The sequence below is a fragment of the Streptomyces sp. NPDC047981 genome, from assembly GCF_040653315.1.
GTDB lineage: Bacteria > Actinomycetota > Actinomycetes > Streptomycetales > Streptomycetaceae > Streptomyces.
This window is the reverse complement of sequence record NZ_JBEZNQ010000017.1, coordinates 96409-122614: the sequence shown is the minus strand read 5'-3', so window position 1 is coordinate 122614 and position 26206 is coordinate 96409. Positions and strand designations below refer to the sequence as shown.

Here is a 26206-nt window from a genome sequence, read left to right as displayed (position 1 = left end):
TCGTACGTTCGCAGGTTGGGCGTCGCCGCGCAGAGCTGGAGGGCCGCGCACAGGCTCACGCCCGACCCGACACCGTGGGGAGCGATGTCGATATGCCGCCCGCGCCGAGGAGGCGCTGGAGAAGGCGCTCCACGAGGCCGAGGAGCTGACCGAGCGGCTGTTCGTCGTCGAGGAGACCCCGGCCGAGGAGGAGCCCGACACCTCCGTGCGCGACCGGCTCGCCGCCGACGGCGCCAACGCCCGCCAGACGGAGATGGAGGCCCGGCTCCAGCTCCGTACCCACGAGGAACGCGTCAAGGGGCTCGCGGGGCGGGCCGACTCCCTCGACCGGGGAGCCCGCGCCGAACGCGAGGCACGCGCGCCGAGCAGCGGCGGGCCCGGATGCGGCACGAGGCGGCGGTCGCCGGGGCGGTGGCCGCCGGTGCCCGCCAGCTCCTCGCCCATGTCGAGGTCTCCCTCGTCCGGGCCGAGCAGGAGCGCGCCCTCGCCGACGCCGCGAAGGGCGCGCGCGAGCAGGGCCTGTCCGCCGCCCGCACCCGGGGGCGCGACCTGAAGGCCGAGCTGGACAAGCTCACCGACTCCGTGCACCGGGGCGAGGTCCTCGGAGCCGAGAAGCGGATGCGGATCGAGCAGTTGGAGACCAAGGCCCTGGAGGAACTGGGCGTCGAACCGGCCGGCCTCGTCTCCGAGTACGGCCCCCACCAGCTGGTACCGCCGTCACCGCCCGCCGAGGGCGAGGAGCTGCCGGAGGACCCCGAGCACCCGCGCAACCAGCCGAGGCCGTTCGTCCGTTCGGAGCAGGAGAAGCGGCTCAAGGCCGCCGAGCGGGCGTACCAGCAGCTCGGAAAGGTGAATCCGCTGGCCCTCGAGGAGTTCGCGGCGCTCGAGGAGCGGCACCAGTTCCTCTCCGAGCAGCTGGAGGACCTCAAGAAGACCCGGGCCGACCTCCTTCAGGTCGTGAAGGAGGTCGACATCCGGGTCGAGCAGGTCTTCACCGAGGCGTACCGGGACACCGCCCGCGAGTTCGAGGGCGTGTTCTCCCGGCTCTTCCCCGGCGGCGAGGGGAGGCTGATCCTGACCGACCCCGACAACATGCTCACCACCGGCGTCGACGTGGAGGCCCGCCCGCCGGGCAAGAAGGTCAAGCGGCTCTCGCTGCTCTCCGGCGGTGAGCGTTCGCTGACCGCCGTGGCGATGCTGGTCTCCATCTTCAAGGCCCGCCCCAGCCCGTTCTACGTGATGGACGAGGTCGAGGCGGCGCTCGACGACACCAACCTCCAGCGGCTGATCCGGATCATGCAGGAGCTCCAGGAGTCCTCGCAGCTCATCGTGATCACGCACCAGAAGCGGACGATGGAGGTCGCGGACGCGCTGTACGGCGTCTCCATGCAGGGCGACGGCGTCTCGAAGGTCATCAGCCAGCGGCTCCGCTGATCCACCCCATCAACTTCAAGTCTTGAACACATCGAGCCAGAGGGCTTGTTTTAAGTCATACGACATCAGGTATTGACTTCGAAACTTGAAGGCATAGTCTCTGCAACGTTGCTTTTACCTTCACGTGGTGGGCGGCGTGATGTTGTGCGCCACTGGAAGGGCTCGCCCCCCCCCGGCGACGCCGCCGGAGCCTAGGAGTCCATGTGCCCCACACCGCGCAGGCGCCCACGCCGCCGCCGTCCGAAGGCCGGGCCGCCCACCCGGACCACCTCGGCCACGTCATCTTCATCACGGCCTCGGCCGCGATGGGCGGATTCCTCTTCGGCTACGACAGCGCCGTCATCAACGGCGCCGTCGAGGCCATCAGGGACCGCTACGACATCGGCTCCGGCACCCTGGCCCAGGTCATCGCCATCGCCCTGATCGGCTGCGCCATCGGGGCCGCGACCGCGGGCCGGATCGCCGACCGCATCGGCCGCATCCGCTGCATGCAGATCGCCGCCGTGCTCTTCGCCGTCAGCGCCGTGGGCTCCGCCCTGCCCTTCGCCCTCTGGGACCTCGCCCTCTGGCGGATCGTCGGCGGCTTCGCCATCGGCATGGCCTCCGTCATCGGCCCGGCGTACATCGCCGAGGTCGCCCCCGCCGCCTACCGCGGTCGCCTCGGCTCCTTCCAGCAGGCCGCCATCGTCATCGGCATCGCCATCTCCCAGCTGGTCAACTACGGCATCCTGCAGCTCGCCGACGGCGACCAGCGGGGCGAGATCGGCGGCCTCGAAGCCTGGCAGTGGATGCTCGGCGTGATGGTCGTCCCGGCCCTGCTCTACGGTCTGCTCTCCTTCGCGATCCCGGAGTCGCCCCGCTTCCTCATCTCGGTCGGCAAGACCGACCGGGCGAAGGAGGTCCTCTCCGAGGTCGAGGGCCACGGGGTCAACCTCGACCACCGCGTCGCCGAGATCGAGCAGGCGATGCGCAGCGAGCACAAGTCCACCTTCAAGGACCTGCTCCAGGCCGGCACACGGTTCAAGCTGCTGCCCATCGTCTGGGTCGGCATCGGGCTCTCGGTCTTCCAGCAGCTCGTCGGCATCAACGTCGCGTTCTACTACTCCTCGACGCTCTGGCAGTCGGTCGGCATCGACCCCACCAGCTCGTTCTTCTACTCGTTCACGACGTCGATCATCAACATCATCGGCACGGTCATCGCGATGGTCCTGGTCGACCGGGTGGGCCGCAAGCCGCTCGCGCTCGTCGGCTCCGTCGGCATGGCGATCGCCCTCGCCTTCGAGGCCTGGGCCTTCTCCGCCGACCTCGTCGACGGCAAGCTCCCCAACACCCAGGGCGTCGTGGCGCTCGTCGCCGCCCACGTCTTCGTGCTCTTCTTCGCCCTCTCCTGGGGCGTGGTGGTCTGGGTCTTCCTCGGCGAGATGTTCCCCAACCGGATCCGCGCCGCCGCCCTCGGCGTCGCCGCCTCCGCGCAGTGGATCGCCAACTGGGCCATCACCGCGAGCTTCCCGTCCCTGGCGGACTGGAACCTCTCGGGCACGTACATCATCTACACGGTCTTCGCCGTGCTCTCCATCCCCTTCGTGCTCAGGTACGTGAAGGAGACCAAGGGCAAGGCGTTGGAGGAGATGGGCTAAACCCCGCTGCCCCTCTCCTCGCACCGGGACTGCCCCGGCCAGGGCCCTATGCCCTGAGCCGGGGCAGCACCGTCTCCCCGAGCAGCCGCAGCGACCGCCACCCCTCCTCGACCGGCATCCCGCCGCAGAGCGGATGCAGCACCAGGCTCTCCAGCTCCTGCCCGAGCGTCACGCACTCCTCGGGCGTGACGATCCGGTAGACCCCCTCGGCGCGCAGCTCGGCCACCGTCGTCGCCGCCGAGCGCACCGCGGAGGTGATGTCCTTCGACTGCCAGGACGCGTACGTCCGCGCCTCGTGCAGGAAGTGCTCCCCGTACAGCTTCCACGAACGGTCGGGGTCCTCCGAGACGTGCAGCAGCGGGGTCTTCTCGGCCGGCATCATCGTCCAGCCCTCGGTGCCGTACTCCGCGCACCGCTCCCGGTAGTACGTCTCCAGCTCCGGCAGGTGCGCGCTCGGGAAGAGAGGCAGTCCGAGGCGTGCCGCCCGCCGGGCCGCCGCCCTCGACGAGCCGCCCACGAGCAGCAGCGGATGCGGCTGGGTGAAGGGCCGCGGGGTGACCCGTACCGTACGGCCCTCGTAGGTGAAGGGCTCGCCGGACCACGCCTTGAGCAGGGTCTCCAGGAGCAGGTCCTGGAGCTTGCCCCGGCGGCCCCAGTCGACCCCGCGCTCCTCGTACTCCTCCGGCCGGTAGCCGATGCCCGCGACCGTCACCAGACGGCCGCCGCTCAGCAGGTCGAGGACGGCGATCTCCTCCGCGAGCCGCAGCGGGTCGTGCAGCGGCCCGATGATCGCGGAGACGGTGACCGCGATTCTCTTCGTCGCGCCGAAGACCGCGCCCGCGAAGGCGAAGGGCGAGGGCAGCCAGTTGTTGGCCGCGCCGTGGTGCTCCTCGGTCTGGACGGTGTCCACGCCGTGCTCGTCGGCGTAGGCGGCCATGGCGAGGGCGGCCCGGTAGCGCTCCGAGAGGGACTCGGGGGTCGCGTGCGGATCGACGAGGTTGAACCGTACGACTGTGAAGGGCATGGGAAGTCCCCCTCCGCGCGTGGGATGCCGGCGAAGGGGGACGGTATCTGACGTGGCGTCAGATGAGAACGGTCCGGGTCGGATTCCGGGTCAGACGGAAACGGACGCGCGGGCCTCGGCGGGCTCCGCGGCGACCCGCGCCCGGTCCCTCGGCAGCACGCCGTACAGCCCGCCCGCGACCACGATCGTCGCCGCCCAGCCGAGCCCGTTCTCGCCGACCCAGGAGGAGGCGAGCGGACCGGAGAACCAGTCGACCTTCGTGAACAGCAGCCCCGCCACGAGCGCCACCGCCCACGCCGTCATCGCCTGCCAGGCGTAACCGCCCCGGTACCAGTACGCGCTGGTCCGGCCCGTGTCCATGAGCGCCTCGCCGTCGTACGAGCGGCGGCGCAGCATGTCGACGCCGAAGACGCCGATCCACGCCGAGAACGCCACCGCGAGCAGCGTCAGGAAGGAGATGAACGAGCCGATGAAGCTGGTCGCCACCACCATCAGGAGGAAGCCGAAGACCAGGCTGATCACGGCGTTGACGCTGACCGCCGCCGCGCGCGAGACCTTGATGCCGAGCGTCTGCGCGGTGAACCCCGCCGAGTACATCGACATCGAGTTGATCAGCAGCATCCCGATCAGCGCGATGAGCAGGTACGGCACCGAGATCCAGGCCGGCAGCAGCTCACCGATGAACGAGACCGGGTCCTGCGCCGAGGCGAGGTCCGGGGTGGCCACCGCCATCACCGCGCCCATCAGGACCATCGGCAGCACGACGATCCCGGCGCCGCCGACCGTGGTGCCGACCATCGCCTTCGAGGAGGCGGTGCGCGGCAGATAGCGGGTGAAGTCCGGGCCGGAGGGCACCCAGCTGATGCCGCCCGCCGCGATCGTGCCGATGCCGGCGATCATCATCGCCGTCGAACCGGCCGGCTTGTCGAAGACCGCCGACCAGTCGGTGTTCGCGACCAGATAGACCAGCACGAGCACCGAGAACGCGCCGAAGAGGTACGTCGACCACGTGCTGCACACCCGCAGCGCGTTGATGCCGAGCCCGGACACCAGGAAGGTGCAGGCGACGAAGAGCAGCAGCGTGATGACGATCAGCGCGGTGTTCGACTCGATCCCGAAGAGCAGGTCGAGCACGGTCAGCACGGCGTAGGCGCCGGTGACCGCGTTGATCGTCTCCCAGCCCCAGCGGGCCACCCAGATCAGCGAGCCGGGGAATAGGTTGCCGCGCTGGCCGAACACGGCCCGCGACAGCGCCATGCCGGGGGAGCCGCCGCGCTTTCCGGCGATCGATATCAGGCCGACGATCCCGTACGAGAGGATCGGCGCCGCCGTCGCGACGACGAGCACCTGCCAGAAGTTCAGGCCGTTGAAGACGATCAGCCCGGCGCCCATCGTGAGAAGAAGCACACTGATGTTGGCGGCCACCCAGGTCGGGAACAGCTCGCGGACGCGGCCGGAGCGCTCGGCGTCGGGGACGGGTTCGAGACCGCGCGTCTCGACTGCGCTTTCGGCTTCTACGGGGGAATCCGCGGCGGTTTCGGCGGCAGGGGGCATGGCGGTACTCCGTGCGGGGGGTGGGGGACCCACCCAGCGTACGTGCTCCTCCTACGGTCCGTTCGTGGCCGATACTGGACCCGTTATGGAACTCATTCTTGCTGTAGTCATCGCCCTGGTCGTCGCCGTCGCCGTGACCAGCGGGCTCGTGATCAGCGGCCGCAAGAAGAAGCAGCTGCCACCGCCCGAGGCACCGTCCACCACGCCGACCATCACCGCTCCGCCCGCCGAGCCGCACGTCGGCGAGGAGGCGGAGACACCGCGGGAAGAGCCACGCCGCACCATCGAGGAGGTCGACCTCCCGACCGCGGAGGAGGCCGTCGAGGCCCCCGCCGCCGTCGAGGACCCGGTCGTCGCCGAGGCGCCCGCGCCCGAGATCGAGATCCCCGAGCCGACCGCGGGCCGTCTCGTACGGCTCCGCGCCCGCCTCGCCCGCTCCCAGAACTCCCTCGGCAAGGGGCTGCTCGCGCTGCTGTCGCGGGACAACCTCGACGAGGACACCTGGGAGGAGATCGAGGAGACCCTGCTCACCGCCGACGTCGGCGTCGCCCCGACCCAGGAACTGGTCGAGCGGCTGCGCGAGCGCGTCCGCGTGCTCGGCACCCGCACCCCCGAGGAGCTGCGCGGCCTGCTGCGCGAGGAGCTCGTCGCCCTCCTCGGCCCCGACTTCGACCGCTCCGTGAAGACCGAGAGCGACCCGGGCACCCCGGGCGTCGTCATGGTCGTCGGCGTCAACGGCACCGGCAAGACCACGACCACGGGCAAGCTCGCCCGAGTCCTGGTCGCCGACGGCCGCTCCGTCGTCCTCGGCGCCGCCGACACCTTCCGTGCCGCCGCCGCCGACCAGCTCCAGACCTGGGGCGAGCGCGTCGGCGCGCGCACCGTCCGCGGCCCCGAGGGCGGCGACCCGGCGTCGATCGCCTTCGACGCCGTCAAGGAGGGCATCGCGGAGGGCGCCGACGTCGTCCTCATCGACACCGCCGGCCGACTGCACACCAAGACCGGTCTGATGGACGAGCTGGGCAAGGTCAAGCGGGTCGTCGAGAAGCACGGCCCGCTGGACGAGGTCCTGCTCGTCCTCGACGCCACCACCGGCCAGAACGGCCTGGTCCAGGCGCGCGTCTTCGCCGAGGTCGTGGACATCACCGGCATCGTGCTCACCAAGCTCGACGGCACGGCCAAGGGCGGCATCGTCATCGCCGTCCAGCGCGAGCTGGGCGTCCCGGTCAAGCTCGTCGGCCTGGGCGAGGGCCCGGACGACCTGGCCCCCTTCGAGCCGGGTGCCTTCGTCGACGCCCTCATCGGGGACTGACCCGCGAGACACCGACGCGAAGGGCCCCGCCGGATCGTCCGGCGGGGCCCTTCGCGTCGGTGTCGTCGGTCAGTAGTGCGTGCGGTGGCAGATGTACGCCAGCGTGCCGAGCAGCAGCCGCGCCTGCGGCGGCGCGCCCGCCGTGTCCAGCGTCGGCGGACGCAGCCAGCGGACCGGGCCCAGGCCGCCGAGGTCCGAGGGCGGCGCCGTCACGTGCTCGCCGGGGCCCAGGCCCCGCAGGTCCAGGTCCGCGTCGTCCCAGCCCATCCGGTAGAGCAGCTGCGGCAGCTCCGCCGCCGCGCCGGGCGCCACGAAGAACTGGGCCCGCCCCGTGGGCGTCGCGCAGACCGGGCCCAACGGCAGGCCCATGCGCTCCAGGCGGATCAGCGCCCGCCGCCCCGCCGGCTCGGCGACCTCGATCACGTCGAACGCCCGGCCCACCGGCAGCAGCAGCGCCGCGCCCGGGTAGCGGGCCCACGCCTTGGTCGCGTCGTCGAGTCCCGCGCCGGCCGGGACCGGCTCGGCGAAGGAGAGGGGATGCGCCCCCGGGGCCGTACAGGACGCGTCTCCGCAGGAACACTGGCCGGAGACGGCCCGTGCGCCGGGGACGACGTCCCAGCCCCACAGTCCGGTGTACTCGGCCACCGCTGTGCACTCCGTGGTGCGGACGCGGCGGCGCGAGCCCGTCCGCATCTCACGAATGCCGCCGATCGTGAAGCCCATGCCCCCTCCAACGGGTCGGACGCGCCGGTGGTTACGACCCGGATCGCCACCGTCACGCTCCGTCGCCGGGGGTGGCGCGCGGGGGCGGGCGAGGTGGTGCGGTCCGTGGCGCGCGCCTGCTGGCGCTTCGGTCCGCCGACCCTGGTTCGTCGCATGTCAAGTGAATCGCGTTCCGCGCCAGGCGAGTTCATTCGAAGGGGTGGCGAATGGTGGCGTTTCTTGAAACCGCCTCGCGGGAGGGGTGATCGTAGGATTACTTTCGGTGCTCGAACCCTGGAGTCCATGCGCACGCGGGTATGCCGGAGGCAACCCGCTTTCCCGTTCGAAGGAGTAGAAGCTCCGGACGGACGCCGCAAGACACGGCATTCTGTTAGGGGTTCGCGGCAACAGAGTCTCGACGTGGATGGGGGCGTTCCTGTGGGCGGCAACGGCGCAGACGGTACGACTGCCGGCAAGCGCCCGAACGAGCAGCTGAGCTCGTGGTTCGTGCGGAGCGGCTGGTCGAAGGGCGAACTGGCGCGCCAAGTGAACCGCAGGGCGCGCCAGATGGGCGCGCACCACATCTCCACGGACACCTCGCGCGTGCGCCGCTGGCTCGACGGCGAGCAGCCGCGCGAGCCGATCCCCCGGATCCTCTCCGAGCTGTTCTCCGAGCGGTTCGGCTCGGTCGTCGCCGTCGAGGACCTCGGGCTGCGCACCGCCCACCAGGCGCCGTCCGTCTCCGGGGTCGACCTGCCCTGGGCCGGCCCCCAGACCGTCGCCCTGCTCAGCGAGTTCTCCCGCAGCGACCTCATGCTCGCCCGCCGCGGCTTCCTCGGCACCTCCCTCGCGCTCGCCGCCGGACCCTCCCTCATCGAGCCGATGCAGCGCTGGCTCGTCCCGACCCCGCCCGGCGAGCCGGGACCGCCCGAGCCGATCCCCACCGGCCACCGCCCCGGCAAGCTCTCCGCGATGGAGCTCGACCTCCTCGAATCCACCACGGCGATGTTCCGCCAGTGGGACGCCCAGTGCGGCGGCGGGCTGCGCCGCAAGGCCGTCGTCGGCCAGCTCCACGAGGTCACCGACCTCCTCCAGGAACCCCAGCCCGCCGCCACCAGCCGGCGCCTCTTCCGGTGCGCGGCCGAACTGGCCGAACTGGCCGGGTGGATGAGCTACGACGTGGGCCTGCAGCCCACCGCCCAGAAGTACTTCGTGCTCGCCCTGCACGCCGCCAAGGAGGCCGGGGACAAGCCGCTCGGCTCGTACATCCTCTCCTCCATGAGCCGGCAGATGATCCACCTCGGCCGGCCCGACGACGCCCTCGAACTCATCCACCTCGCCCAGTACGGCAGTCGCGACTGCGCCACCCCGCGCACCCAGGCCATGCTGTATGCGATGGAGGCCCGCGCCTACGCCAACATGGGCCAGCCCTCCAAGTGCAAGCGAGCCGTCCGGATGGCCGAGGACACCTTCGCCGACGTCGGCCTCGACGGCGAGCCCGAGCCCGACTGGATCCGCTTCTTCTCCGAGGCCGAGCTCAACGGCGAGAACTCGCACTCCTACCGCGACCTGGCCTATGTCGCCGGACGCTCCCCGACCTACGCCTCGCTCGCCGAGCCCGTCATGGAGCGGGCCGTCCAGCTCTTCGAGAAGGACAGCGAGCACCAGCGGTCGTACGCACTGAACCTCATCGGCATGGCCACGGTGCACCTCCTCAAGCGCGAGCCCGAGCAGTCGGCCGTCCTGGTCGAGAAGGCGCTCGGCGTCGCCAGGAGCGTCCGCTCCGAGCGGGTCAACACCCGGCTGCGCAAGACCGTCGACACCGCCGCCCGCGACTTCCGCGACGTCGCCGAGGTCGTCCAGCTCACCGACCGGCTCACCGCCCTGCTCCCCGAGACGGCCGAGGCCGTCTGACCCCACGGACGGCCGAGCCCGTCCCGCCCGCCGGCCCGCACCAGGGCCTCGCACACTCCGGCCGCGACAGCGTTCCCGTACTGCCCGACTCGGCTCCCCCGCCGCCAGGACACCAGGGACGACTGTCGCGGCCGGTAGACGTTCCGGGGGCTCTGCGCGCAGGGTACGCGCGTTACCTTCCCGTGACCCGGACGTTCACAGTCGCGTAACACGTCCCACTCCTTCGTCACTGCGGCGAAACATCGTGCGGCATCGGCGGAAACGGCCCTGCGCGAATCTCTGGCGCATAACCGGCCACCCCTCATGGCCAAAGCCGCTCTCCGGCCCCGCCCCGCACAGGCCGTACCGACGACGAGGAGACGCCGATGGCACCAGCCATCATGACCCTGGCCGCAGACGCCCCCGAGCTGTCTGCCGCCAACACCGGGTTCATGCTCATCTGCTCCGCCCTGGTCATGCTGATGACCCCGGCACTCGCCTTCTTCTACGGAGGCATGGTCCGCGTCAAGTCCACCCTGAACATGCTGATGATGAGCTTCATCAGCCTCGGGATCGTCACGATCCTCTGGGTGCTCTACGGCTTCTCCATGGCCTTCGGCGCCGACTCCGGATCGATCATCGGCTGGTCCTCCGAGTACGTCGGCCTCAGCGGCATCGGCGTCACCGAACTGTGGGACGGCTACACCATCCCGGTGTACGTCTTCGCCGTCTTCCAGCTGATGTTCGCGATCCTCACGCCCGCCCTGATCAGCGGCGCGCTCGCCGACCGCGTCAAGTTCACCGCCTGGGCGCTGTTCATCGCCCTGTGGGTCACCGTCGTCTACTTCCCGGTCGCGCACTGGGTCTGGGGCGCCGGCGGCTGGCTCTTCGAGATGGGCGTCATCGACTTCGCCGGCGGTACGGCCGTCCACATCAACGCCGGTGCCGCGGCCCTCGGCGTCATCCTCGTCATCGGCAAGCGGGTCGGCTTCAAGAAGGACCCGATGCGCCCGCACAGCCTCCCGCTGGTGATGCTCGGCGCCGGTCTGCTCTGGTTCGGCTGGTTCGGCTTCAACGCCGGCTCGTGGCTCGGCAACGACGACGGCGTCGGCGCGGTCATGTTCGTCAACACCCAGGTCGCCACCGCCGCCGCCATGCTCGCCTGGCTCGGCTACGAGAAGCTCCGCCACGGCTCCTTCACCACCCTGGGCGCCGCCTCCGGCGCCGTCGCGGGCCTCGTCGCCATCACCCCGTCCGGCGGCTCCTGCTCGCCGCTCGGCGCGATCGCCATCGGAGCCATCGCGGGCCTCCTCTGCGCCATGGCCGTCGGCCTGAAGTACAAGTTCGGCTACGACGACTCCCTCGACGTCATCGGCGTCCACCTCGTCGGCGGTGTCGTCGGCTCCCTGCTCGTCGGCTTCTTCGCCACCGGCGGCGTCCAGTCCGACGCCAAGGGCCTCTTCTACGGCGGCGGCCTGGAGCAGCTCGGCAAGCAGGCCGTGGGTGTCTTCGCGGTCCTCGCCTACTCTCTGATCGCCTCCGCGATCCTCGCGCTCCTCATCGACAAGACGATGGGCATGCGGGTCAGCGAGGACGACGAGATCTCCGGCATCGACCAGGTCGAGCACGCCGAGACCGCGTACGACTTCAGCGGAGCCGGCGGCGGTGCGTCCTCGCGCTCGACCGCCGCCCCCGCCCCCGCCGTCACGGAGAACAAGAAGGTGGACGCATGAAGCTCATCACCGCAGTCGTGAAGCCGCACCGGCTGGACGAGATCAAGGAGGCCCTCCAGGCCTTCGGCGTCCAGGGGCTCACGGTCACCGAGGCCAGCGGATACGGCCGCCAGCGCGGCCACACCGAGGTCTACCGCGGTGCCGAGTACACGGTCGACCTCGTCCCCAAGATCCGTATCGAGGTCCTGGTCGAGGACGACGACGCCGAACAGCTCATCGATGTCGTGGTCAAGGCCGCCCGAACCGGCAAGATCGGTGACGGCAAGGTGTGGAGCGTGCCGGTCGAGACGGCCGTACGGGTCCGCACCGGCGAACGCGGTCCGGACGCACTGTAGGCACGGGCACTTAAGGAGCTGCTGGGTGACGACCGTCGACACGAGTACACGAGCGGAAGACTCGGGACCCAGCGGTTACGCGGCGGCCCGGCTGGCCCTTCTCACCGAGAAGGACCGGTCCGGGCCGCCGCGCCGTGCCGCCCTGGCCCGGCTCACCGACGACTGGCTGACCGGCCTCTTCACCGCCGCCCGGCCGCCACGAGGGGTGGCGCTCGTCGCCGTCGGCGGCTACGGGCGCGGTGAACTCTCCCCGCGCAGCGACCTCGACCTGGTCCTGCTGCACGACGGCAGCGCCGACGCGGGCACCGTCGCCACGCTCGCCGACCGCATCTGGTACCCGGTCTGGGACCTGGGCCTCGCCCTCGACCACTCCGTGCGCACCCCCGCCGAGGCCCTGAAGACGGCCGCGGACGACCTCAAGGTCCACCTCGGCCTGCTCGACGCCCGGCCGGTCGCGGGCGACCTCGGGCTCGTCTCCGCCCTGCGCACCGCCGTCCTCGCGGACTGGCGCAACCAGGCCCCCAAGCGGCTCCCCGAACTCGACGCCCTGTGCCGCGAGCGGGCCGAGCGGATGGGCGAGCTCCAGTTCCTCCTGGAACCCGATCTGAAGGAGGCCAGGGGAGGGCTCCGCGACGCCCAGGTGCTGCGCGCCGTGGCCGCCTCCTGGCTCGCCGACGCGCCCCGCGAGGGGCTGGACGCCGCCCGCCGCCGCCTCCTCGACACCCGCGACGCGCTGCACCTCGCGACCGGACGGGCCACCGACCGGCTCGCCCTCCAGGAACAGGACGCCGTCGCCGAGGAGCTGGGCCTCCTGGACGCCGACACCCTGCTGCGGGAGGTCTACGAGGCGGCCCGGGTCATCTCGTACGCGGGTGACGTCACCTGGCGCGAGGTCAACCGGGTCCTCAAGGCCCGCTCCGCCCGCCCCCGGCTCCGTAGCCTCCTCGGCGGCCGCTCCGGCCGTACGGGCGGCGCCAAGCCGCCGATCGAGCGCACCCCGCTCGCCGAGGGCGTCGTGGAGATGGACGGCGAGGTCGTCCTCGCCCTCAGCGCCAAACCCGACCGCGACCCGGTGCTCCCGCTGCGCGCCGCCGCCGCGGCCGCCCAGTCGGGCCTCCCGCTCTCCCTGCACGCCGTACGCCGCCTGGCGGCCGACGCCGCCCCGCTGACCGTGCCCTGGCCCGCCGAGGCGCGCGAGGAGCTGGTCACCCTGCTCGGCGCGGGCGAGTCCACCGTGCCCGTCTGGGAGGCCCTGGAGGCCGAAGGCCTCGTCTCCCGGCTCCTGCCCGACTGGGAGCGGGTCCGCTGCCGCCCCCAGCGCAACCCCGTCCACACCTGGACCGTCGACCGGCACCTCGTGGAGACCGCCGTCCGGGCCTCCTCGCTGACCCGCCGGGTCGGCCGGCCCGACCTGCTCCTCGTCGCCGCCCTGTTGCACGACATCGGCAAGGGCTGGCCCGGCGACCACTCGGTGGCCGGGGAGACCATCGCCCGCGACGTCGCCGCCCGGATCGGCTTCGACCGCGCCGACGCGGCCGTCCTCGCCACCGTCGTACGCCACCATCTGCTGCTGGTCGAGACCGCCACCCGGCGCGACCTGGACGACCCCGCGACCGTGCGGTCCGTGGCCGCCGCCGTCGGGACGCAGGGCGCGCTCGAACTGCTCCACGCCCTCACCGAGGCGGACGCGCTCGCCACCGGGCCCGCCGCGTGGTCGACCTGGCGCGCCTCGCTCGTCGCCGACCTCGTCAAGCGCGTCGGCGCCGTCCTCGCCGGTGAGCCCGCGCCCGAACCGCAGCCGGCCGCGGTCAGCGCGGAACAGGAACGCCTCGCGGTCGAGGCGCTGCGCACCGGCGAGCCGGTCCTCGCCCTGCGCACCCAGCCGGAGACCGCCCCCGAGGACGGCACGCCGGAACCGGTCGGCGTCGAGCTCCTCATCGCCCTGCCCGACCAGCCCGGCGTCCTGCCCGCCGCGGCCGGCGTCCTCGCCCTGCACCGGCTGACCGTCCGCGCCGCCGACCTGCGCGCCGTCGAGCTGCCCAGCGGGCTCGGGGCGGGCCCCGGCGCCGTCCTGGTCCTGAACTGGCGGGTCGCCGCCGCGTACGGCTCCCTGCCGCAGGCCACCCGGCTCCGCGCCGACCTCGTCCGCGCCCTGGACGGCAGCCTCGACGTCCCGGCCCGCCTCGCCGAACGCGACGCCGCCCACCCGAGGCGACGCGGCGTCACGGCCCCGCCGCCCCGGGTCACCGTCGCCCCGGCCGGCTCCCGGCTCGCCACCGTCATCGAGGTCCGCGCCCAGGACGGGCCCGGCCTGCTGCACCGGATCGGCCGGGCCCTGGAGGGCGCCGACGTCCGGGTCAGGAGCGCGCACGTCTCGACGCTCGGCGCGAACGCCGTGGACACGCTGTACGTGACCCGTCCGGACGGGTCCCTGCTCTCCGACGAGGAGGCCGCGGACCTGGCGAAGGCGCTGGAGGGCGCGCTGCGGTGAGGCCCCCCGCGAAGGACCGGGTTCCCGCCCGTTTCGACGGGCGGGGGCACGTACTTCGACCGGGCAGATACCCTTGAGGGCAATCCGTCCGCCCGCCCCCGACACCGAGGATCCGCGACCGCCGTGTTCGATACCCTCTCCGACCGCCTCGCAGCGACATTCAAGAACCTCCGGGGCAAGGGCCGCCTGTCCGAGGCGGACATCGACGCCACCGCGCGCGAGATCCGTATCGCCCTGCTCGAGGCCGATGTCGCCCTGCCCGTCGTCCGGGCGTTCATCAAGCAGGTCAAGGAGCGGGCGACCGGCGCCGAGGTCTCCCAGGCGCTGAACCCGGCCCAGCAGGTCATCAAGATCGTCAACGAGGAGCTCATCGGCATCCTCGGCGGCGAGACCCGGCGGCTCCGCTTCGCCAAGACCGCCCCGACCGTGATCATGCTGGCAGGTCTCCAGGGTGCAGGTAAGACCACCCTCGCCGGAAAGCTCGGCCTCTGGCTCAAGGGCCAGGGCCACTCCCCGCTGCTCGTCGCCTGTGACCTCCAGCGCCCCAACGCCGTCACCCAGCTCGGTGTCGTCGCCGAGCGCGCGGGCGTGGCGTTCTACGGCCCGCAGCCGGGCAACGGCGTCGGAGACCCGGTCCAGGTCGCGAAGGACTCGATCGAGTACGCGCGGACCAAGATGTACGACGTCGTGATCGTCGACACCGCCGGCCGTCTCGGCATCGACCAGGAGCTGATGCAGCAGGCCGCGGACATCCGCGACGCCGTCAGCCCCGACGAGGTCCTCTTCGTCGTCGACGCCATGATCGGTCAGGACGCGGTCAACACCGCCGAGGCCTTCCGGGACGGCGTCGGCTTCGACGGCGTCGTGCTCTCCAAGCTCGACGGCGACGCCCGAGGCGGTGCCGCGCTCTCCATCGCGCACGTCACCGGCCGCCAGATCATGTTCGCCTCCAACGGCGAGAAGCTGGACGACTTCGACGCGTTCCACCCGGACCGCATGGCGTCCCGCATCCTCGGCATGGGCGACATGCTCTCGCTCATCGAGAAGGCCGAGCAGACCTTCAGCCAGGAAGAGGCCGCCAAGATGGCCTCCAAGCTGGCGTCCAAGAAGGGCCAGGAGTTCACGCTCGACGACTTCCTCGCCCAGATGGAACAGGTCCGCAAGATGGGCTCCATCTCCAAGCTGCTCGGGATGCTCCCCGGCATGGCGCAGATGAAGGAGCAGATCAACAACATCGACGAGCGGGACGTCGACCGCACGGCCGCCATCATCAAGTCGATGACCCCGGCCGAGCGCCAGGACCCGACGATCATCAACGGCTCGCGCCGCGCCCGTATCGCCAAGGGCTCCGGCAGCGAGGTCAGCGCCGTGAAGGGGCTCGTCGAGCGGTTCTTCGAGGCCCGCAAGATGATGTCCCGCATGGCCCAGGGCGGCGGCATGCCGGGCATGCCCGGGATCCCGGGCATGGGCGGTGGCCCCGGCCGGCAGAAGAAGCAGGTCAAGCAGGCCAAGGGCAAGCGCAAGAGCGGCAACCCGATGAAGCGCAAGGCCGAGGAGGAGGCCGCCCAGGCCCGCCGCGAGCAGGCGCAGCAGGGCGGCGCGTTCGGCCTCCCGGCCGCCGGGCAGGGCCCGGGCGACTTCGAGCTGCCGGACGAGTTCAAGAAGTTCATGGGCTGACGCCCGTCGAGTGGTACGTGAAGGGGCCCGGGGCGGTGCGAAACCGCCCCGGGCCCCTTCTCACTCCTCCGCGCCGCCCGACATGCCGGTCTCGGCGGCCCTCTCGATACTGAGGGCCGGGCCACCGGGCCTGACGTCGGTATGTCGGTCTGTCGGTATGAGGAGAGCAGCGTGCCCAACTCCGTACCCCCGCGCGACCGGACCGACCAGCCCTGGCGCTCGGAGGGTGCCCCGCCGCCCCCGCCCGCGAAGAAGAAGATGCCCGGCGGCTGGGGCGGGCTCATCCTCACCGCCCTCGTCGTCTATCTGCTGGCCAACCTCGTGCTGTCCTTCTTCAACCGGGGCGACGAGCCGACGATCTCCTACACCGAGTTCAGCAAGCAGGTGAACGCCGGCAACGTCACCAAGATCTACTCCAAGGGCGACGCCATCCAGGGCGAGCTGAAGAACAAGCAGCCCCTGCCCAACGGCGACAAGGGCGACTACAGCAAGTTCGTCACCCAGCGGCCCGCCTTCGCCGACGACGACCTCTGGGCCGAGCTGACCGCGAAGGGCGTCACCGTCACCGCGGAGCCGGTGGTCCAGGAGCGCAGCTTCCTCGCCAACCTGCTCATCTCGCTCGCCCCGATGCTGCTCCTCGTGGTGCTGTGGATCTTCATCGCCCGGCGGATGAGCGCCGGCATGGGAGGCGGGGGCGGCATGCTCGGCCGCAAGGCCCCGCCCAAGCCGGTGGAGCTGGTGGCGGGGGAGAAGCGCACCACCTTCGAGGACGTGGCCGGCATCGACGAGGTCGAGGGCGAACTCAACGACGTCGTCGACTTCCTGAAGAACCCCTCGGCCTATCGCGACATGGGCGCCAGGATGCCGCGCGGCGTGCTCCTTGCCGGTCCGCCCGGCACCGGCAAGACCCTGCTCGCGCGAGCGGTCGCCGGCGAGGCGGGGGTGCCGTTCTTCTCCGCCTCGGCCTCGGAGTTCATCGAGATGATCGTCGGCGTCGGCGCCTCCCGGGTGCGGGAACTCTTCGCCGAGGCCCGCAAGGTGGCCCCCGCGATCATCTTCATCGACGAGATCGACACCATCGGCCGGGCGCGTGGCGGCGGCTCGGGCATGGGCGGCCACGACGAGCGCGAGCAGACGCTCAACCAGATCCTGACCGAGATGGACGGCTTCACCGGCTCCGAGGGCGTCATCGTCCTCGCCGCCACCAACCGGGCCGACGTCCTCGACCCGGCGCTGACCAGGCCCGGCCGCTTCGACCGGATCGTGCACGTCAACCCGCCCGACCGCGGGGGCCGCGAGGCGATCCTGCGCATCCACACCCGGGACATCCCGCTCGCCCAGGACGTCGACCTGGTCCAGGTCGCCCGGACGACCCCCGGCATGACCGGAGCCGAACTGGCCAACCTCGCCAACGAGGCCGCTCTCCTCGCCGTCAAGCGGCGGCAGAAGGAGGTGACCCGCTCCGACCTGTCCGACGCCCTGGAGAAGGTCCAGCTCGGGGCGGAACGGCCGCTGGTGATGCCGGAGGAGGAGCGGCGCCGTACCGCGTACCACGAGAGTGGCCACGCCCTGCTCGGCATGCTCCAGCCCGGCGCCGACCCGGTCCGCAAGATCACCATCGTCCCGCGCGGCCGGGCCCTCGGCGTCACCCTCTCGACGCCGGACGCCGACAAGTACGCGTACACCGAGGAGTACCTGCGCGGCCGGATCATCGGCGCGCTCGGCGGGATGGCCGCCGAACAGGTCGTCTACGGGGTCGTGACCACCGGTTCCGAGAGCGACCTGGAGCAGGTCACCAACATCGCCCGCGGCATGGCGGGCCGCTGGGGCATGAGCGAACGCGTCGGCCGCCTCACCGCCATCCCGGGCGACGCCCAGCAGGCGTACGGGCTCTCCGCGGCTCCGGCCACCCTCGACATGGTCGCGGAGGAGATGCGCCGCATCGTCGACGAGTGCTACGAGAGCGCGGTCCGCCAGCTCCGCGAGAACCGCGAGCGGCTCGACGCCCTCGCGACCGCCCTGCTGGCCGACGAGACCCTGGAGGAGGACGCCGCGTACCGCGCGGCGGGCATCACCCGCCTCACCAAGGACGCCTGAGGCGTCCTTCGCCGCCTACGGCACCCGGGCGACCTACGGCACGCGGGCGATCTGGTAGCGGAAGACGTTCGGCATCCACACCGTGCCGTCGCCGCGGACGTACGGGTGCAGGGCCTCCGCGATCTCCTTCTCGACCTGGGACGGGTCCGTCGCGCGGACCGCCGCGTCGAAGTCGCCCGTCGACATCAGCCCTCGCACCGCGCTGTCCTGGTCCGCGTACCCGAACGGGCACGACACCCGCCCCGAGCCGTCCGGCTTCAGACCGGCCCGCGCCACCACGTCCTCCAGGTCCTCCCCGAAGCCGGGCCTGCTCCCCGCGAGACGCGCGGCGACCCGCAGGACGGACGAGGTCGCGCACCGCTCAGGCGGCCCCCAGCCGGCCAGCACGACCGCCGCGCCCGGTTGGGCCATCGGAGTGACGGCCGCGAGCGCCCGCCCCAGACCGGTCGAGGTGTGGAACGCCGTGACGAGGTCGTACGGCGTGCGCGAGGGATCGCCCGCGGCCTCGGGGCCGCCCTCCACCAGCGCGTGCCCCGCCCCCTGCGGAATCCGCTCCCGGGCCAGCTCCACGCGCGCGTGGTCCCGGTCCACGCCGGTCACCCGCGCCCCCCGCGAGGCCGCCATCAGCAGCGCGAGCCCCGAGCCGCAGCCGAGCCCCAGGACCCGGGTGCCGGGGCCCACGTCGAGACGGTCGTACACCGCCTCGTAGAGCGGAACGAGCATGCGTTCCTGGATCTCGGCCCAGTCGCGCGCGGGGTGGTACGGGACGAGCGTAGGTGTCATGGAAAGCGCCCCAATCAGTGCCTGGTCGACAGCCCCCGTGTACGTGCGCCCGCATCCCCCCGTATGTCAGGGAACTGCCGATCCGTGCCCGCGTCCAGTGCTCGCGCCGGACCACTTCGGCCGTCCGGGTGGGGCCGGTGCGCCGTCTTGACCCTCGACCCGGTACTGTCCCTGCGTCGACCCCCAGGGGCGCGTACGGGGCCTCTCCGCGCGCCGGGGCGTATGCGCCGCTACGCACCAGCTTGGCGCGGGCTGTCGCGACTTCTCCGCAGATCTGCGCACTGACCCTCGTCCGGACGCATCAAGGGCAACTGACGGGTACGTGCAAATTATTTGGGATGCCCCGGAATGGAACCCGGCGGCACGTCGGCTCGTTGTACGCGACGTGAGCACGACACCCCCTGTTCTCGCCGCAGAGCTGGCGCAGGCGTGGGCCGACATTCAGCGGCACCACCCCGAACTGCCGGATCTTGCCGCCCCCGAGTCCCTGATCGGAGAGTCCTCGTCCGCCTGTGGCGCCGAGCTCTCCTTCGAGCGACTGCTCCACGAGGCAGTCCACGGCATCGCCGCCGCCCGAGGAGTCCGCGACACCTCACGCGCCGGTCGGTACCACAACCGCAGATTCCTTGCGATCGCCGAGGAGATGGGCCTGGACCACCCCGAGGAGCCGCACGCCAGCAGCGGCTTCTCCCTGGTCACGCTCAACCCCGAGGCGAAGCGCCGGTACAGGCCCACGATGGAGCGGCTGCAGCGCGCCCTGAAGGCCCACACCGTCGCGACGGCCGCGGACACCAAGCGCTCCTTCCGCGGCCCCGCCGCCCGCCACGGCTCCTCCGGCGGCGGCGTGCGCGTGAAGGCCGTCTGCGACTGCGGCCGGAACGTGCGCGTGGTCCCCTCGGTGCTCGCCCAGGCGCCCATCGTCTGCGGCGGCTGCGGCAAGCCCTTCCGCATCCCGGAAACGGCGGGCGTGGCGGGCTGACCCCCGCCCGGCCCGGGTCAGGGGTGTCGCGGTCGTGTGGCACAATGGCTAGCTGTACTCGACAGTCGCATAGGACCCCTCTCTCCTCCGGCTGACGCGTCCATCGGGCACCCGAGTACCGCAACCCCACGTGGCATCTCATGTGCCCAACCACGTCAAGACCAGGAGACACCACTCCAGTGGCAGTCAAGATCAAGCTCAAGCGCCTCGGCAAGATTCGCCAGCCGCACTACCGCATCGTCGTCGCCGACTCCCGCACCCGCCGGGACGGTCGTGCGATCGAGGAGATCGGTCTGTACCACCCGACGTACAACCCGTCGAAGATCGAGGTCGACTCGGACCGCGCGCAGTACTGGCTGTCCGTCGGCGCCCAGCCGACCGAGCCGGTCCTCGCCATCCTGAAGCTCACCGGCGACTGGCAGAAGCACAAGGGCCTGCCGGCCCCGGCGCCGCTGCTGCAGCCGGCGACCAAGGAGGACAAGCGCGCCTCCTTCGACGCGTTCGCCAAGGCCCTCGAGGGCGACGACGCCAAGGGTGAGGCCATCACCCCGAAGGCGAAGAAGGCCGACAAGAAGGCGGACGAGGCCGAGGCGGCCGCGTCCACCGAGTCGACCGAGGCCTGAGCATGCTCGAGGAGGCTCTCGAGCACCTCGTGAAGGGCATCGTCGACAACCCCGACGACGTGCAGGTCGCCTCGCGCAACCTGCGTCGCGGTCGCGTGCTGGAGGTCCGGGTCCACCCCGACGACCTCGGCAAGGTGATCGGCCGCAACGGCCGCACCGCGCGTGCGCTGCGTACCGTCGTGGGCGCCATCGGCGGCCGTGGCATCCGGGTCGACCTCGTCGACGTGGACCAGGTCCGCTGAGCAAGTTGGACACACCGGCACGGGCCGGGGAGGGCCTTCGGGCCCGCCCCGGCCCGTCGTCGTCGGATCAGGAGAGAATGAAGACGTGCAGCTGGTAGTCGCGCGGGTCGGCCGCGCCCACGGCATCAAGGGCGAGGTCACCGTCGAGGTACGGACGGACGAGCCCGAGCTGAGGCTCAGTCCCGGAGCGGTCCTGCTCACCGATCCGGCCGGCACGGGCCCCCTGACCATCGAGGCCGGGCGCGTGCACAGCGGCCGCCTCCTGCTCCGCTTCGAGGGCGTGCGCGACCGCACCGCGGCCGAGGCCCTCCGCAACACCCTGCTCATCGCCGACGTCGACCCCGACGAGCTGCCGGCGGAGGAGGACGAGTACTACGACCACCAGCTCATGGACCTGGACGTCGTCCTCGCCGACGGCACCGAGATCGGCCGGATCACCGAGATCTCGCACCTGCCGTCCCAGGACCTCTTCATCGTCGAGCGGCCCGACGGCACCGAGCTGATGATCCCGTTCGTCGAGGACATCGTCACGGAGATCGACCTGGAGGAGCAGCGCGCGGTCATCGACCCGCCGCCCGGGCTCATCGACGACCGCGCCGAGATCGCCTCCGCCCGGGACGCGGAAGGGCCCGACGCGTCCGGCGAGTCCGGAGCGTCCGATGCCTCCGACGCGTCCGGCGAGCCCCGCGAGGACGCGTCCTGATGCGGCTCGACGTCGTCACGATCTTCCCCGAGTACCTGGAGCCGCTGAACGTCTCCCTGGTCGGCAAGGCACGCGCGCGTGGGCAGCTCGACGTGCACGTCCACGACCTCCGCGGCTGGACGTACGACCGGCACAACACGGTCGACGACACCCCGTACGGCGGCGGCCCGGGCATGGTCATGAAGACCGAGCCCTGGGGCGAGGCCCTCGACCAGACCCTCGCCGACGGCTTCGAGGCGGGCGCCCACGGCCCCGTCCTCGTGGTGCCCACCCCCAGCGGACGCCCGTTCACCCAGGAACTCGCCGTCGAGCTCTCCGAGCGCCCCTGGCTGGTCTTCACGCCCGCCCGCTACGAGGGCATCGACCGCCGCGTCATGGACGAGTACGCGACCCGCATGCCGGTCTACGAGGTCTCCATCGGCGACTACGTACTGGCCGGCGGGGAGGCCGCCGTCCTCGTGGTCACCGAGGCCGTGGCCCGGCTGCTGCCCGGCGTCCTCGGCAACGCCGAGTCCCACCGCGACGACTCCTTCGCCCCCGGCGCCATGGCCAACCTGCTCGAAGGCCCCGTCTACACGAAGCCCCCCGAGTGGCGCGGCCGCGCCATCCCCGACGTCCTCGTCAGCGGGCACCACGGGAAGATCGCGCGCTGGCGCCGCGACGAGGCCTTCCGGCGCACGGCGCTGAACCGGCCGGACCTGATCGAGCGCTGCGACCCGGCCGCCTTCGACAAGAAGGACCGCGAGATCCTCTCCATGCTCGGCTGGGCCCCCGAGCCCGGCGGCCGATTTTGGCGCAGGCCGGGGGCCGTGGAAGAATAGGCCGCTGTTGTGTGCCCGACGAGCGCCCCTGCCACAGGGGGACGACGCCCGCCCGGTGCGCACGACGCTCCATCACCTTTTTCGATGTTCCGCTGATGACCTGTGGCATCAGCGAGGAAAGAGACCACCATGGCCTCCCTGCTCGACTCGGTCAACGCGGCTTCGCTCCGCTCCGACCTCCCCGCCTTCCGTCCCGGCGACACCGTGAACGTCCACGTGCGCGTCATCGAGGGCAACCGCTCCCGTATCCAGCAGTTCAAGGGTGTCGTCATCCGCCGCCAGGGCTCGGGCGTCAGCGAGACCTTCACGGTCCGCAAGGTCTCGTTCTCCGTCGGCGTCGAGCGCACCTTCCCGGTGAACAGCCCGATCTTCGAGAAGATCGAGCTCGTCAGCCGCGGTGACGTCCGTCGCGCCAAGCTCTACTACCTGCGTGAGCTGCGCGGCAAGGCTGCCAAGATCAAGGAGAAGCGCGACAAGTGAGCTCCGGCTCACCGATCGCGCGCGGCTTCGGAGCACTGACTCACAGGGCGGCCGGATAGGCTCTGCCCCCGATGGACACCGAAGCACAGCACACGGAGCGCGACCGCTCCTCCGCCACGGAGGAGCGGTCGCGCTCCGTGCGTATATCCGGCCGGGACGAGCGGCCACCGGCCGAGCCGGCCGACGGGATCGCCGACCCGGACGAGTCCGCGGACCCGGACGAGTCCCGGGGTCGCGCCGACGACGGCTTCGGCTGGTCCTGGCGGCGCACCGGGGTCATCGGCGCCGTCTGCGTGGTCTTCGTGCTGCTCCTGAGCCACTTCGTGCTGCAGCCCTTCCTGATCCCCAGCAGCTCGATGGAGCCGACGCTCCGGGTCGGGGACCGGATCCTGGTGAACAAGCTCGCGTACGGGTTCGGCGACGAGCCCCGCAGGGGCGACGTCGTGGTCTTCGACGGCACCGGGTCCTTCGTGCGGGAGCCCCCCGAGGCGAACCCGGTCACCGGGCTCCTGCACGGCGCCGCGGCGGCCCTCGGGCTCGCCGAGCCCGCCGAGACGGACTTCGTGAAACGAGTCGTGGGCGTCGGCGGCGACCGGGTCGTCTGTTGCGACAAGAACGGCCGGCTGACCGTCAACGGAGTCCCGGTCGAGGAGTGGTACGTCCAGTTGGGTGACGCGCCCTCCAAGGTTCCTTTCGACATCGTGGTGCCGCAGGGCACTCTGTGGGTGATGGGCGACCACCGCAGTCAGTCGAGCGACTCCCGCGACCACCTCGGACAGCCGGGCGGCGGCATGGTGCCCGTCGAGCGGGTGATCGGGCGCGCGGACTGGATCGGCTGGCCCTTCGGGCGCTGGGCGGCGGTGCAGGAGACCGATGCCTTCGACGCCGTACCGGCCCCCTCGGCGGGCGGCCATGGGTAACCGGGGCAGGCCCGGCGGACACCGGGCCGCCGACCACCGGCTGCCCACCGGGACACGGACCGCCGACGGCGCGCGTCAGCTGCCGGGCCGGGCCGACCGGCGCAGGCTCGCCCGCAAGGTCAAGCGGCGGCGGCAGCGCTCGGCGATCAAGGAGATACCGCTCCTGATCACCGTCGCCGTGCTGATCGCGCTCGTCCTGAAGACCTTCCTCGTCCAGGCCTTCGTCATCCCCTCCGGCTCGATGGAGCAGACGATCCGGATCGACGACCGGGTCGCGGTCGACAAGCTCACGCCCTGGTTCGGTGCCACGCCCGCGCGCGGCGACGTCGTCGTCTTCAAGGACCCCGGAAACTGGCTCCAGGACGCCCCGCCCGCGGCCGAGGACCCCATCGGCGTCAAGCAGGTCAAGCAGGCCCTGACCTTCATCGGGCTGCTGCCGTCCGCCGACGACCAGGACCTGATCAAGAGGGTGGTGGCGGTGGGCGGCGACACCGTCGCCTGCTGCGGCACGGACGGGAAGATCACGGTCAACGGCGTACCGTTGGAGGAACCGTATCTGCACCCCGGGAACGAGCCCTCGAAGATCAAGTTCAAGGTGAAGGTGCCCGAGGGCCGGATCTTCGTCCTGGGCGACCATCGCTCGGACTCCGCAGACTCGCGCTACCACCTGGACGAGAAGGATCAGGGGACGATCTCCGTGGACGACGTCGTCGGCCGGGCGGTCGGCATCATCTGGCCGGTGGGCCACTGGCGCCGCCTCGAGGAGCCGGACACGTTCGCCGCCGTACCGGACGGTCGTTCGGGCGCTGTGTCCGCGCGCGGCGTGTCGCATAGTGTGTCCTCGCGGAATCTGAACGGATTGCCCTGGCTCCCGACTCCTGCGGAACTCCCGCTCGTTATGGGAGTGATGGGCCTGTCCCTGTTCTGGGGCGGGCATGTGCACGGACTGAGGAGTGGATGTGGGGGATGTGGCCGTCGGCGCACGACCCGGACACGACGAGCCCGAGGAGCGGCCCGAGCAGCTCGCCGAGTCGTCGGTGGCCATGAGGGATGACTCCGCCGGCGGGCGGGACGCCGACCCCGCGGACCGCTCCGACGACTCTGACGGCGCCGGTGACGGCGGGCAGGACGGCGAGGCCGCGGAGGGCGACGGCGCCGCGAGGCGGCCGCGTTCCTTCTGGAAGGAACTGCCGCTGCTGATCGGCATCGCCCTGGTGCTCGCCCTGGTGATCAAGACGTTCCTGGTGCAGGCGTTCTCGATCCCCTCCGACTCGATGATGAACACGCTGCAGCGCGGCGACCGCGTCCTCGTCGACAAGCTCACCCCGTGGTTCGGCTCGGAGCCGGAGCGCGGCGAGGTCGTCGTCTTCCACGACCCGGGCGGCTGGCTGGAGAACGAGCCCACACCGGACCCGAACGTGCTCCAGGAGTTCCTCTCCTTCATCGGCCTGATGCCGTCGGCCGAGGAGAAGGACCTGATCAAGCGGGTCATCGCGGTGGGTGGCGACACGGTCTCCTGCAAGGAGGGCGGCAAGGTCATCCTGAACGGCAAGGCGCTGGACGAGACCTCGTACATCTACCCCGGCTCCTCGCCCTGCGGTGACAAGCCGTTCGGGCCGCTCACCGTCCCCAAGGGCAGCATCTGGGTCATGGGCGACAACCGGCAGAACTCGCTGGACTCCCGCTACCACATGAACCTGGCGGGCGGCGGCACCGTCCCGAACGACCAGGTCGTCGGCCGCGCGGTCTTCGTGGCCTGGCCGGTCACCCGCTGGGCGACGCTGCCCGTGCCGGAGACCTTCGAGCAGCCGGGGCTGAACAAGGCCCTCGCCGTCGCCCCGGGCGCGGCCGGTCTCGCGGGCATCGGCCTGGTCGGCGCGGTGCCGCTGGTCCTCTGGCGCAGGAAGAGGGTCGCCGCTCGGCATACCGCCGAGTAGTGACGCGCGGGTAGGGTGCCGTCCCAGATCGTCGTACCGACCTTCGAGGCGGGGAGCGCTGGGATGAGCGGGACCATACGTACGGAAGGCGGCCGCGGCCGCCTCGGCAGCGTGCTGTCGGGGCTGGCCGTGGCCGTCGGCTGTGTGCTCTTCCTCGGCGGCTTCGCCTGGGGTGCCGTGCTGTACCAGCCGTACAGCGTGCCCACCGACTCGATGACCCCGGCCCTGGCCGTCGGCTCCAAGGTCCTCGCCGAGCGGATCGACGGGGACGAGGTGCGACGCGGCGACATCGTGATCTTCGAGGATCCGCTCTGGGGAGGCTCGACCATGGTGAAGCGGGTCGTCGGCGTCGGCGGCGACACGGTCGCCTGCTGCGACAAGGACGGCCGCCTCACGATCGACGGCAAGGCCGTCGTCGAGCCCTACACGCGGGCCGGTGCCCCCGCGTCGGGCCAGGAGTTCTCGGCGACCGTCCCGGAGGGGAAACTCTTCCTCCTCGGCGACGAGCGGCACACCTCCCTGGACTCCCGCACGCACCTGGAAGAGGCCGGTCAGGGCTCGGTGCCGCGCTCCGCGGTCACCGCCCGGGTCGACGCGGTCGCCTGGCCCGACGCGCAGATCGTGGAGCGTCCCGCCGCCTTCGCGGCCCTGCCCGGTGGGGTCTCCGTCCCCGGGCCCGTGGAGCCGCTCTTCTACGCGATCCTCGGCGGGTGTGTACTGATCCTGGGCGGGGCGGCGTACGGGCCGCTCGCGCGGCTCGCGGGCCGCCGCCGGGGCGCCCGGGCGAACGGCAGAGAGACGGTGGACGCGTGACGGGTACGACGGGCTC

At 71.7% G+C, this 26206-nt stretch carries 22 protein-coding genes and 1 pseudogene; 19 read left to right on the top strand and 4 right to left on the bottom strand.

The window, feature by feature from the left end; translation table 11 throughout:
* Window positions 1–94: 94 nt before the first annotated feature.
* Together AB0E14_RS13300 and AB0E14_RS13295 are read left to right on the top strand one after the other, a co-directional pair.
* A pseudogene (locus AB0E14_RS13300) lies at window positions 95–1434 on the top strand (AAA family ATPase); the annotation flags it as partial.
* Window positions 1435–1637: 203 nt separating this feature from the next.
* Window positions 1638–3071 (top strand): sugar porter family MFS transporter, encoded by a 1434-nt coding sequence (locus tag AB0E14_RS13295; RefSeq protein ID WP_362415738.1) that lies wholly within the window; start codon window positions 1638–1640, stop codon window positions 3069–3071.
* A gap of 46 nt (window positions 3072–3117) precedes the next feature.
* Here AB0E14_RS13295 and AB0E14_RS13290 read toward each other — a convergent pair whose 3' ends face one another.
* Together AB0E14_RS13290 and AB0E14_RS13285 are read right to left on the bottom strand one after the other, a co-directional pair.
* Window positions 3118–4095 (bottom strand): LLM class flavin-dependent oxidoreductase, encoded by a 978-nt coding sequence (locus tag AB0E14_RS13290; RefSeq protein WP_362415736.1) that lies wholly within the window; start codon window positions 4093–4095, stop codon window positions 3118–3120.
* 90 nt (window positions 4096–4185) lie between these two features.
* Entirely contained in the window at window positions 4186–5649 is a 1464-nt protein-coding gene (locus AB0E14_RS13285) for a cytosine permease (protein WP_362415734.1), read from the bottom strand.
* An 85-nt stretch (window positions 5650–5734) separates the two neighbouring features.
* Between AB0E14_RS13285 and ftsY the strand changes: the two genes are divergently transcribed.
* Window positions 5735–6961, top strand: a complete 1227-nt coding sequence (ftsY, locus tag AB0E14_RS13280; RefSeq protein ID WP_362415732.1) for a signal recognition particle-docking protein FtsY — start codon at window positions 5735–5737, stop codon at window positions 6959–6961.
* A gap of 69 nt (window positions 6962–7030) precedes the next feature.
* Here ftsY and AB0E14_RS13275 read toward each other — a convergent pair whose 3' ends face one another.
* On the bottom strand, window positions 7031–7684 hold the full coding sequence (locus AB0E14_RS13275) for a bifunctional DNA primase/polymerase (RefSeq protein WP_362415730.1): 654 nt from the start codon (window positions 7682–7684) through the stop codon (window positions 7031–7033).
* 417 nt (window positions 7685–8101) lie between these two features.
* Between AB0E14_RS13275 and AB0E14_RS13270 the strand changes: the two genes are divergently transcribed.
* From AB0E14_RS13270 to ftsH, 6 genes are all read left to right on the top strand, one after another.
* The gene (locus AB0E14_RS13270; protein ID WP_362415760.1) at window positions 8102–9577 is read left to right on the top strand and encodes a hypothetical protein; all 1476 of its coding nucleotides are present in this window, start codon (window positions 8102–8104) and stop codon (window positions 9575–9577) included.
* A 365-nt stretch (window positions 9578–9942) separates the two neighbouring features.
* Window positions 9943–11289, top strand: coding sequence for an ammonium transporter (locus AB0E14_RS13265; protein ID WP_362415728.1), 1347 nt, complete (start codon window positions 9943–9945; stop codon window positions 11287–11289).
* Window positions 11286–11624, top strand: a complete 339-nt coding sequence (locus tag AB0E14_RS13260; RefSeq protein WP_101390346.1) for a P-II family nitrogen regulator — start codon at window positions 11286–11288, stop codon at window positions 11622–11624. Before AB0E14_RS13265 ends, AB0E14_RS13260 begins: the two co-directional genes overlap by 4 nt.
* 25 nt (window positions 11625–11649) lie before the next feature.
* Entirely contained in the window at window positions 11650–14115 is a 2466-nt protein-coding gene (locus AB0E14_RS13255; RefSeq protein ID WP_362415726.1) for a [protein-PII] uridylyltransferase, read from the top strand.
* A gap of 123 nt (window positions 14116–14238) precedes the next feature.
* A complete protein-coding gene (gene ffh / locus AB0E14_RS13250) occupies window positions 14239–15792 on the top strand; it encodes a signal recognition particle protein (protein WP_362415724.1) in 1554 nt (517 codons plus the stop codon).
* A gap of 171 nt (window positions 15793–15963) precedes the next feature.
* On the top strand, window positions 15964–17889 hold the full coding sequence (ftsH, locus tag AB0E14_RS13245) for an ATP-dependent zinc metalloprotease FtsH (RefSeq protein ID WP_362415722.1): 1926 nt from the start codon (window positions 15964–15966) through the stop codon (window positions 17887–17889).
* 33 nt (window positions 17890–17922) lie between these two features.
* Here ftsH and AB0E14_RS13240 read toward each other — a convergent pair whose 3' ends face one another.
* Window positions 17923–18672, bottom strand: coding sequence for a methyltransferase domain-containing protein (locus AB0E14_RS13240; protein ID WP_362415720.1), 750 nt, complete (start codon window positions 18670–18672; stop codon window positions 17923–17925).
* Between the two features lie 385 nt (window positions 18673–19057).
* On the opposite strand from AB0E14_RS13240, the gene AB0E14_RS13235 reads away from it, so the two are divergent.
* From AB0E14_RS13235 to lepB (AB0E14_RS13190), 10 genes are all read left to right on the top strand, one after another.
* On the top strand, window positions 19058–19651 hold the full coding sequence (locus AB0E14_RS13235; protein WP_362415718.1) for a hypothetical protein: 594 nt from the start codon (window positions 19058–19060) through the stop codon (window positions 19649–19651).
* A gap of 179 nt (window positions 19652–19830) precedes the next feature.
* Window positions 19831–20274, top strand: coding sequence for a 30S ribosomal protein S16 (gene rpsP, locus AB0E14_RS13230; protein ID WP_362415716.1), 444 nt, complete (start codon window positions 19831–19833; stop codon window positions 20272–20274).
* A 2-nt stretch (window positions 20275–20276) separates the two neighbouring features.
* On the top strand, window positions 20277–20516 hold the full coding sequence (locus AB0E14_RS13225; RefSeq protein ID WP_005311361.1) for an RNA-binding protein: 240 nt from the start codon (window positions 20277–20279) through the stop codon (window positions 20514–20516).
* 85 nt (window positions 20517–20601) lie between these two features.
* Complete coding sequence (gene rimM / locus AB0E14_RS13220; RefSeq protein ID WP_362415714.1) at window positions 20602–21219, top strand: ribosome maturation factor RimM; 618 nt, start codon at window positions 20602–20604, stop codon at window positions 21217–21219.
* Window positions 21219–22040 carry a tRNA (guanosine(37)-N1)-methyltransferase TrmD gene (gene trmD, locus AB0E14_RS13215; RefSeq protein ID WP_362415712.1) on the top strand — a complete coding sequence of 274 codons (822 nt, stop codon included), beginning with the start codon at window positions 21219–21221 and terminating at the stop codon, window positions 22038–22040. The genes rimM and trmD overlap by 1 nt, the downstream gene beginning before the upstream one ends.
* A gap of 129 nt (window positions 22041–22169) precedes the next feature.
* Complete coding sequence (gene rplS / locus AB0E14_RS13210) at window positions 22170–22520, top strand: 50S ribosomal protein L19 (protein ID WP_362415710.1); 351 nt, start codon at window positions 22170–22172, stop codon at window positions 22518–22520.
* A 71-nt stretch (window positions 22521–22591) separates the two neighbouring features.
* Window positions 22592–23440, top strand: a complete 849-nt coding sequence (gene lepB, locus AB0E14_RS13205; protein ID WP_362415708.1) for a signal peptidase I — start codon at window positions 22592–22594, stop codon at window positions 23438–23440.
* Window positions 23433–24494 carry a signal peptidase I gene (lepB, locus tag AB0E14_RS13200; protein WP_362415758.1) on the top strand — a complete coding sequence of 354 codons (1062 nt, stop codon included), beginning with the start codon at window positions 23433–23435 and terminating at the stop codon, window positions 24492–24494. The genes lepB (AB0E14_RS13205) and lepB (AB0E14_RS13200) overlap by 8 nt, the downstream gene beginning before the upstream one ends.
* Complete coding sequence (gene lepB / locus AB0E14_RS13195) at window positions 24409–25377, top strand: signal peptidase I (RefSeq protein WP_362415756.1); 969 nt, start codon at window positions 24409–24411, stop codon at window positions 25375–25377. Before lepB (AB0E14_RS13200) ends, lepB (AB0E14_RS13195) begins: the two co-directional genes overlap by 86 nt.
* A 63-nt stretch (window positions 25378–25440) precedes the next feature.
* Window positions 25441–26190 carry a signal peptidase I gene (gene lepB / locus AB0E14_RS13190; protein ID WP_362415706.1) on the top strand — a complete coding sequence of 250 codons (750 nt, stop codon included), beginning with the start codon at window positions 25441–25443 and terminating at the stop codon, window positions 26188–26190.
* The last annotated feature ends 16 nt before the right edge of the window (window positions 26191–26206 follow it).

Coding starts and splice junctions, on each gene's coding strand:
- AB0E14_RS13290 (WP_362415736.1), bottom strand. CDS start 4,095: ATGCCCTTCACAGTCGTACGGTTCAACCTCGTCGATCCGCACGCGACC.
- AB0E14_RS13285 (WP_362415734.1), bottom strand. CDS start 5,649: ATGCCCCCTGCCGCCGAAACCGCCGCGGATTCCCCCGTAGAAGCCGAA.
- ftsY (WP_362415732.1), top strand. CDS start 5,735: ATGGAACTCATTCTTGCTGTAGTCATCGCCCTGGTCGTCGCCGTCGCC.
- AB0E14_RS13275 (WP_362415730.1), bottom strand. CDS start 7,684: ATGGGCTTCACGATCGGCGGCATTCGTGAGATGCGGACGGGCTCGCGC.
- AB0E14_RS13265 (WP_362415728.1), top strand. CDS start 9,943: ATGGCACCAGCCATCATGACCCTGGCCGCAGACGCCCCCGAGCTGTCT.
- AB0E14_RS13260 (WP_101390346.1), top strand. CDS start 11,286: ATGAAGCTCATCACCGCAGTCGTGAAGCCGCACCGGCTGGACGAGATC.
- AB0E14_RS13240 (WP_362415720.1), bottom strand. CDS start 18,672: ATGACACCTACGCTCGTCCCGTACCACCCCGCGCGCGACTGGGCCGAG.
- AB0E14_RS13225 (WP_005311361.1), top strand. CDS start 20,277: ATGCTCGAGGAGGCTCTCGAGCACCTCGTGAAGGGCATCGTCGACAAC.
- trmD (WP_362415712.1), top strand. CDS start 21,219: ATGCGGCTCGACGTCGTCACGATCTTCCCCGAGTACCTGGAGCCGCTG.
- rplS (WP_362415710.1), top strand. CDS start 22,170: ATGGCCTCCCTGCTCGACTCGGTCAACGCGGCTTCGCTCCGCTCCGAC.
- lepB (WP_362415708.1), top strand. CDS start 22,592: ATGGACACCGAAGCACAGCACACGGAGCGCGACCGCTCCTCCGCCACG.
- lepB (WP_362415758.1), top strand. CDS start 23,433: ATGGGTAACCGGGGCAGGCCCGGCGGACACCGGGCCGCCGACCACCGG.
- lepB (WP_362415706.1), top strand. CDS start 25,441: ATGAGCGGGACCATACGTACGGAAGGCGGCCGCGGCCGCCTCGGCAGC.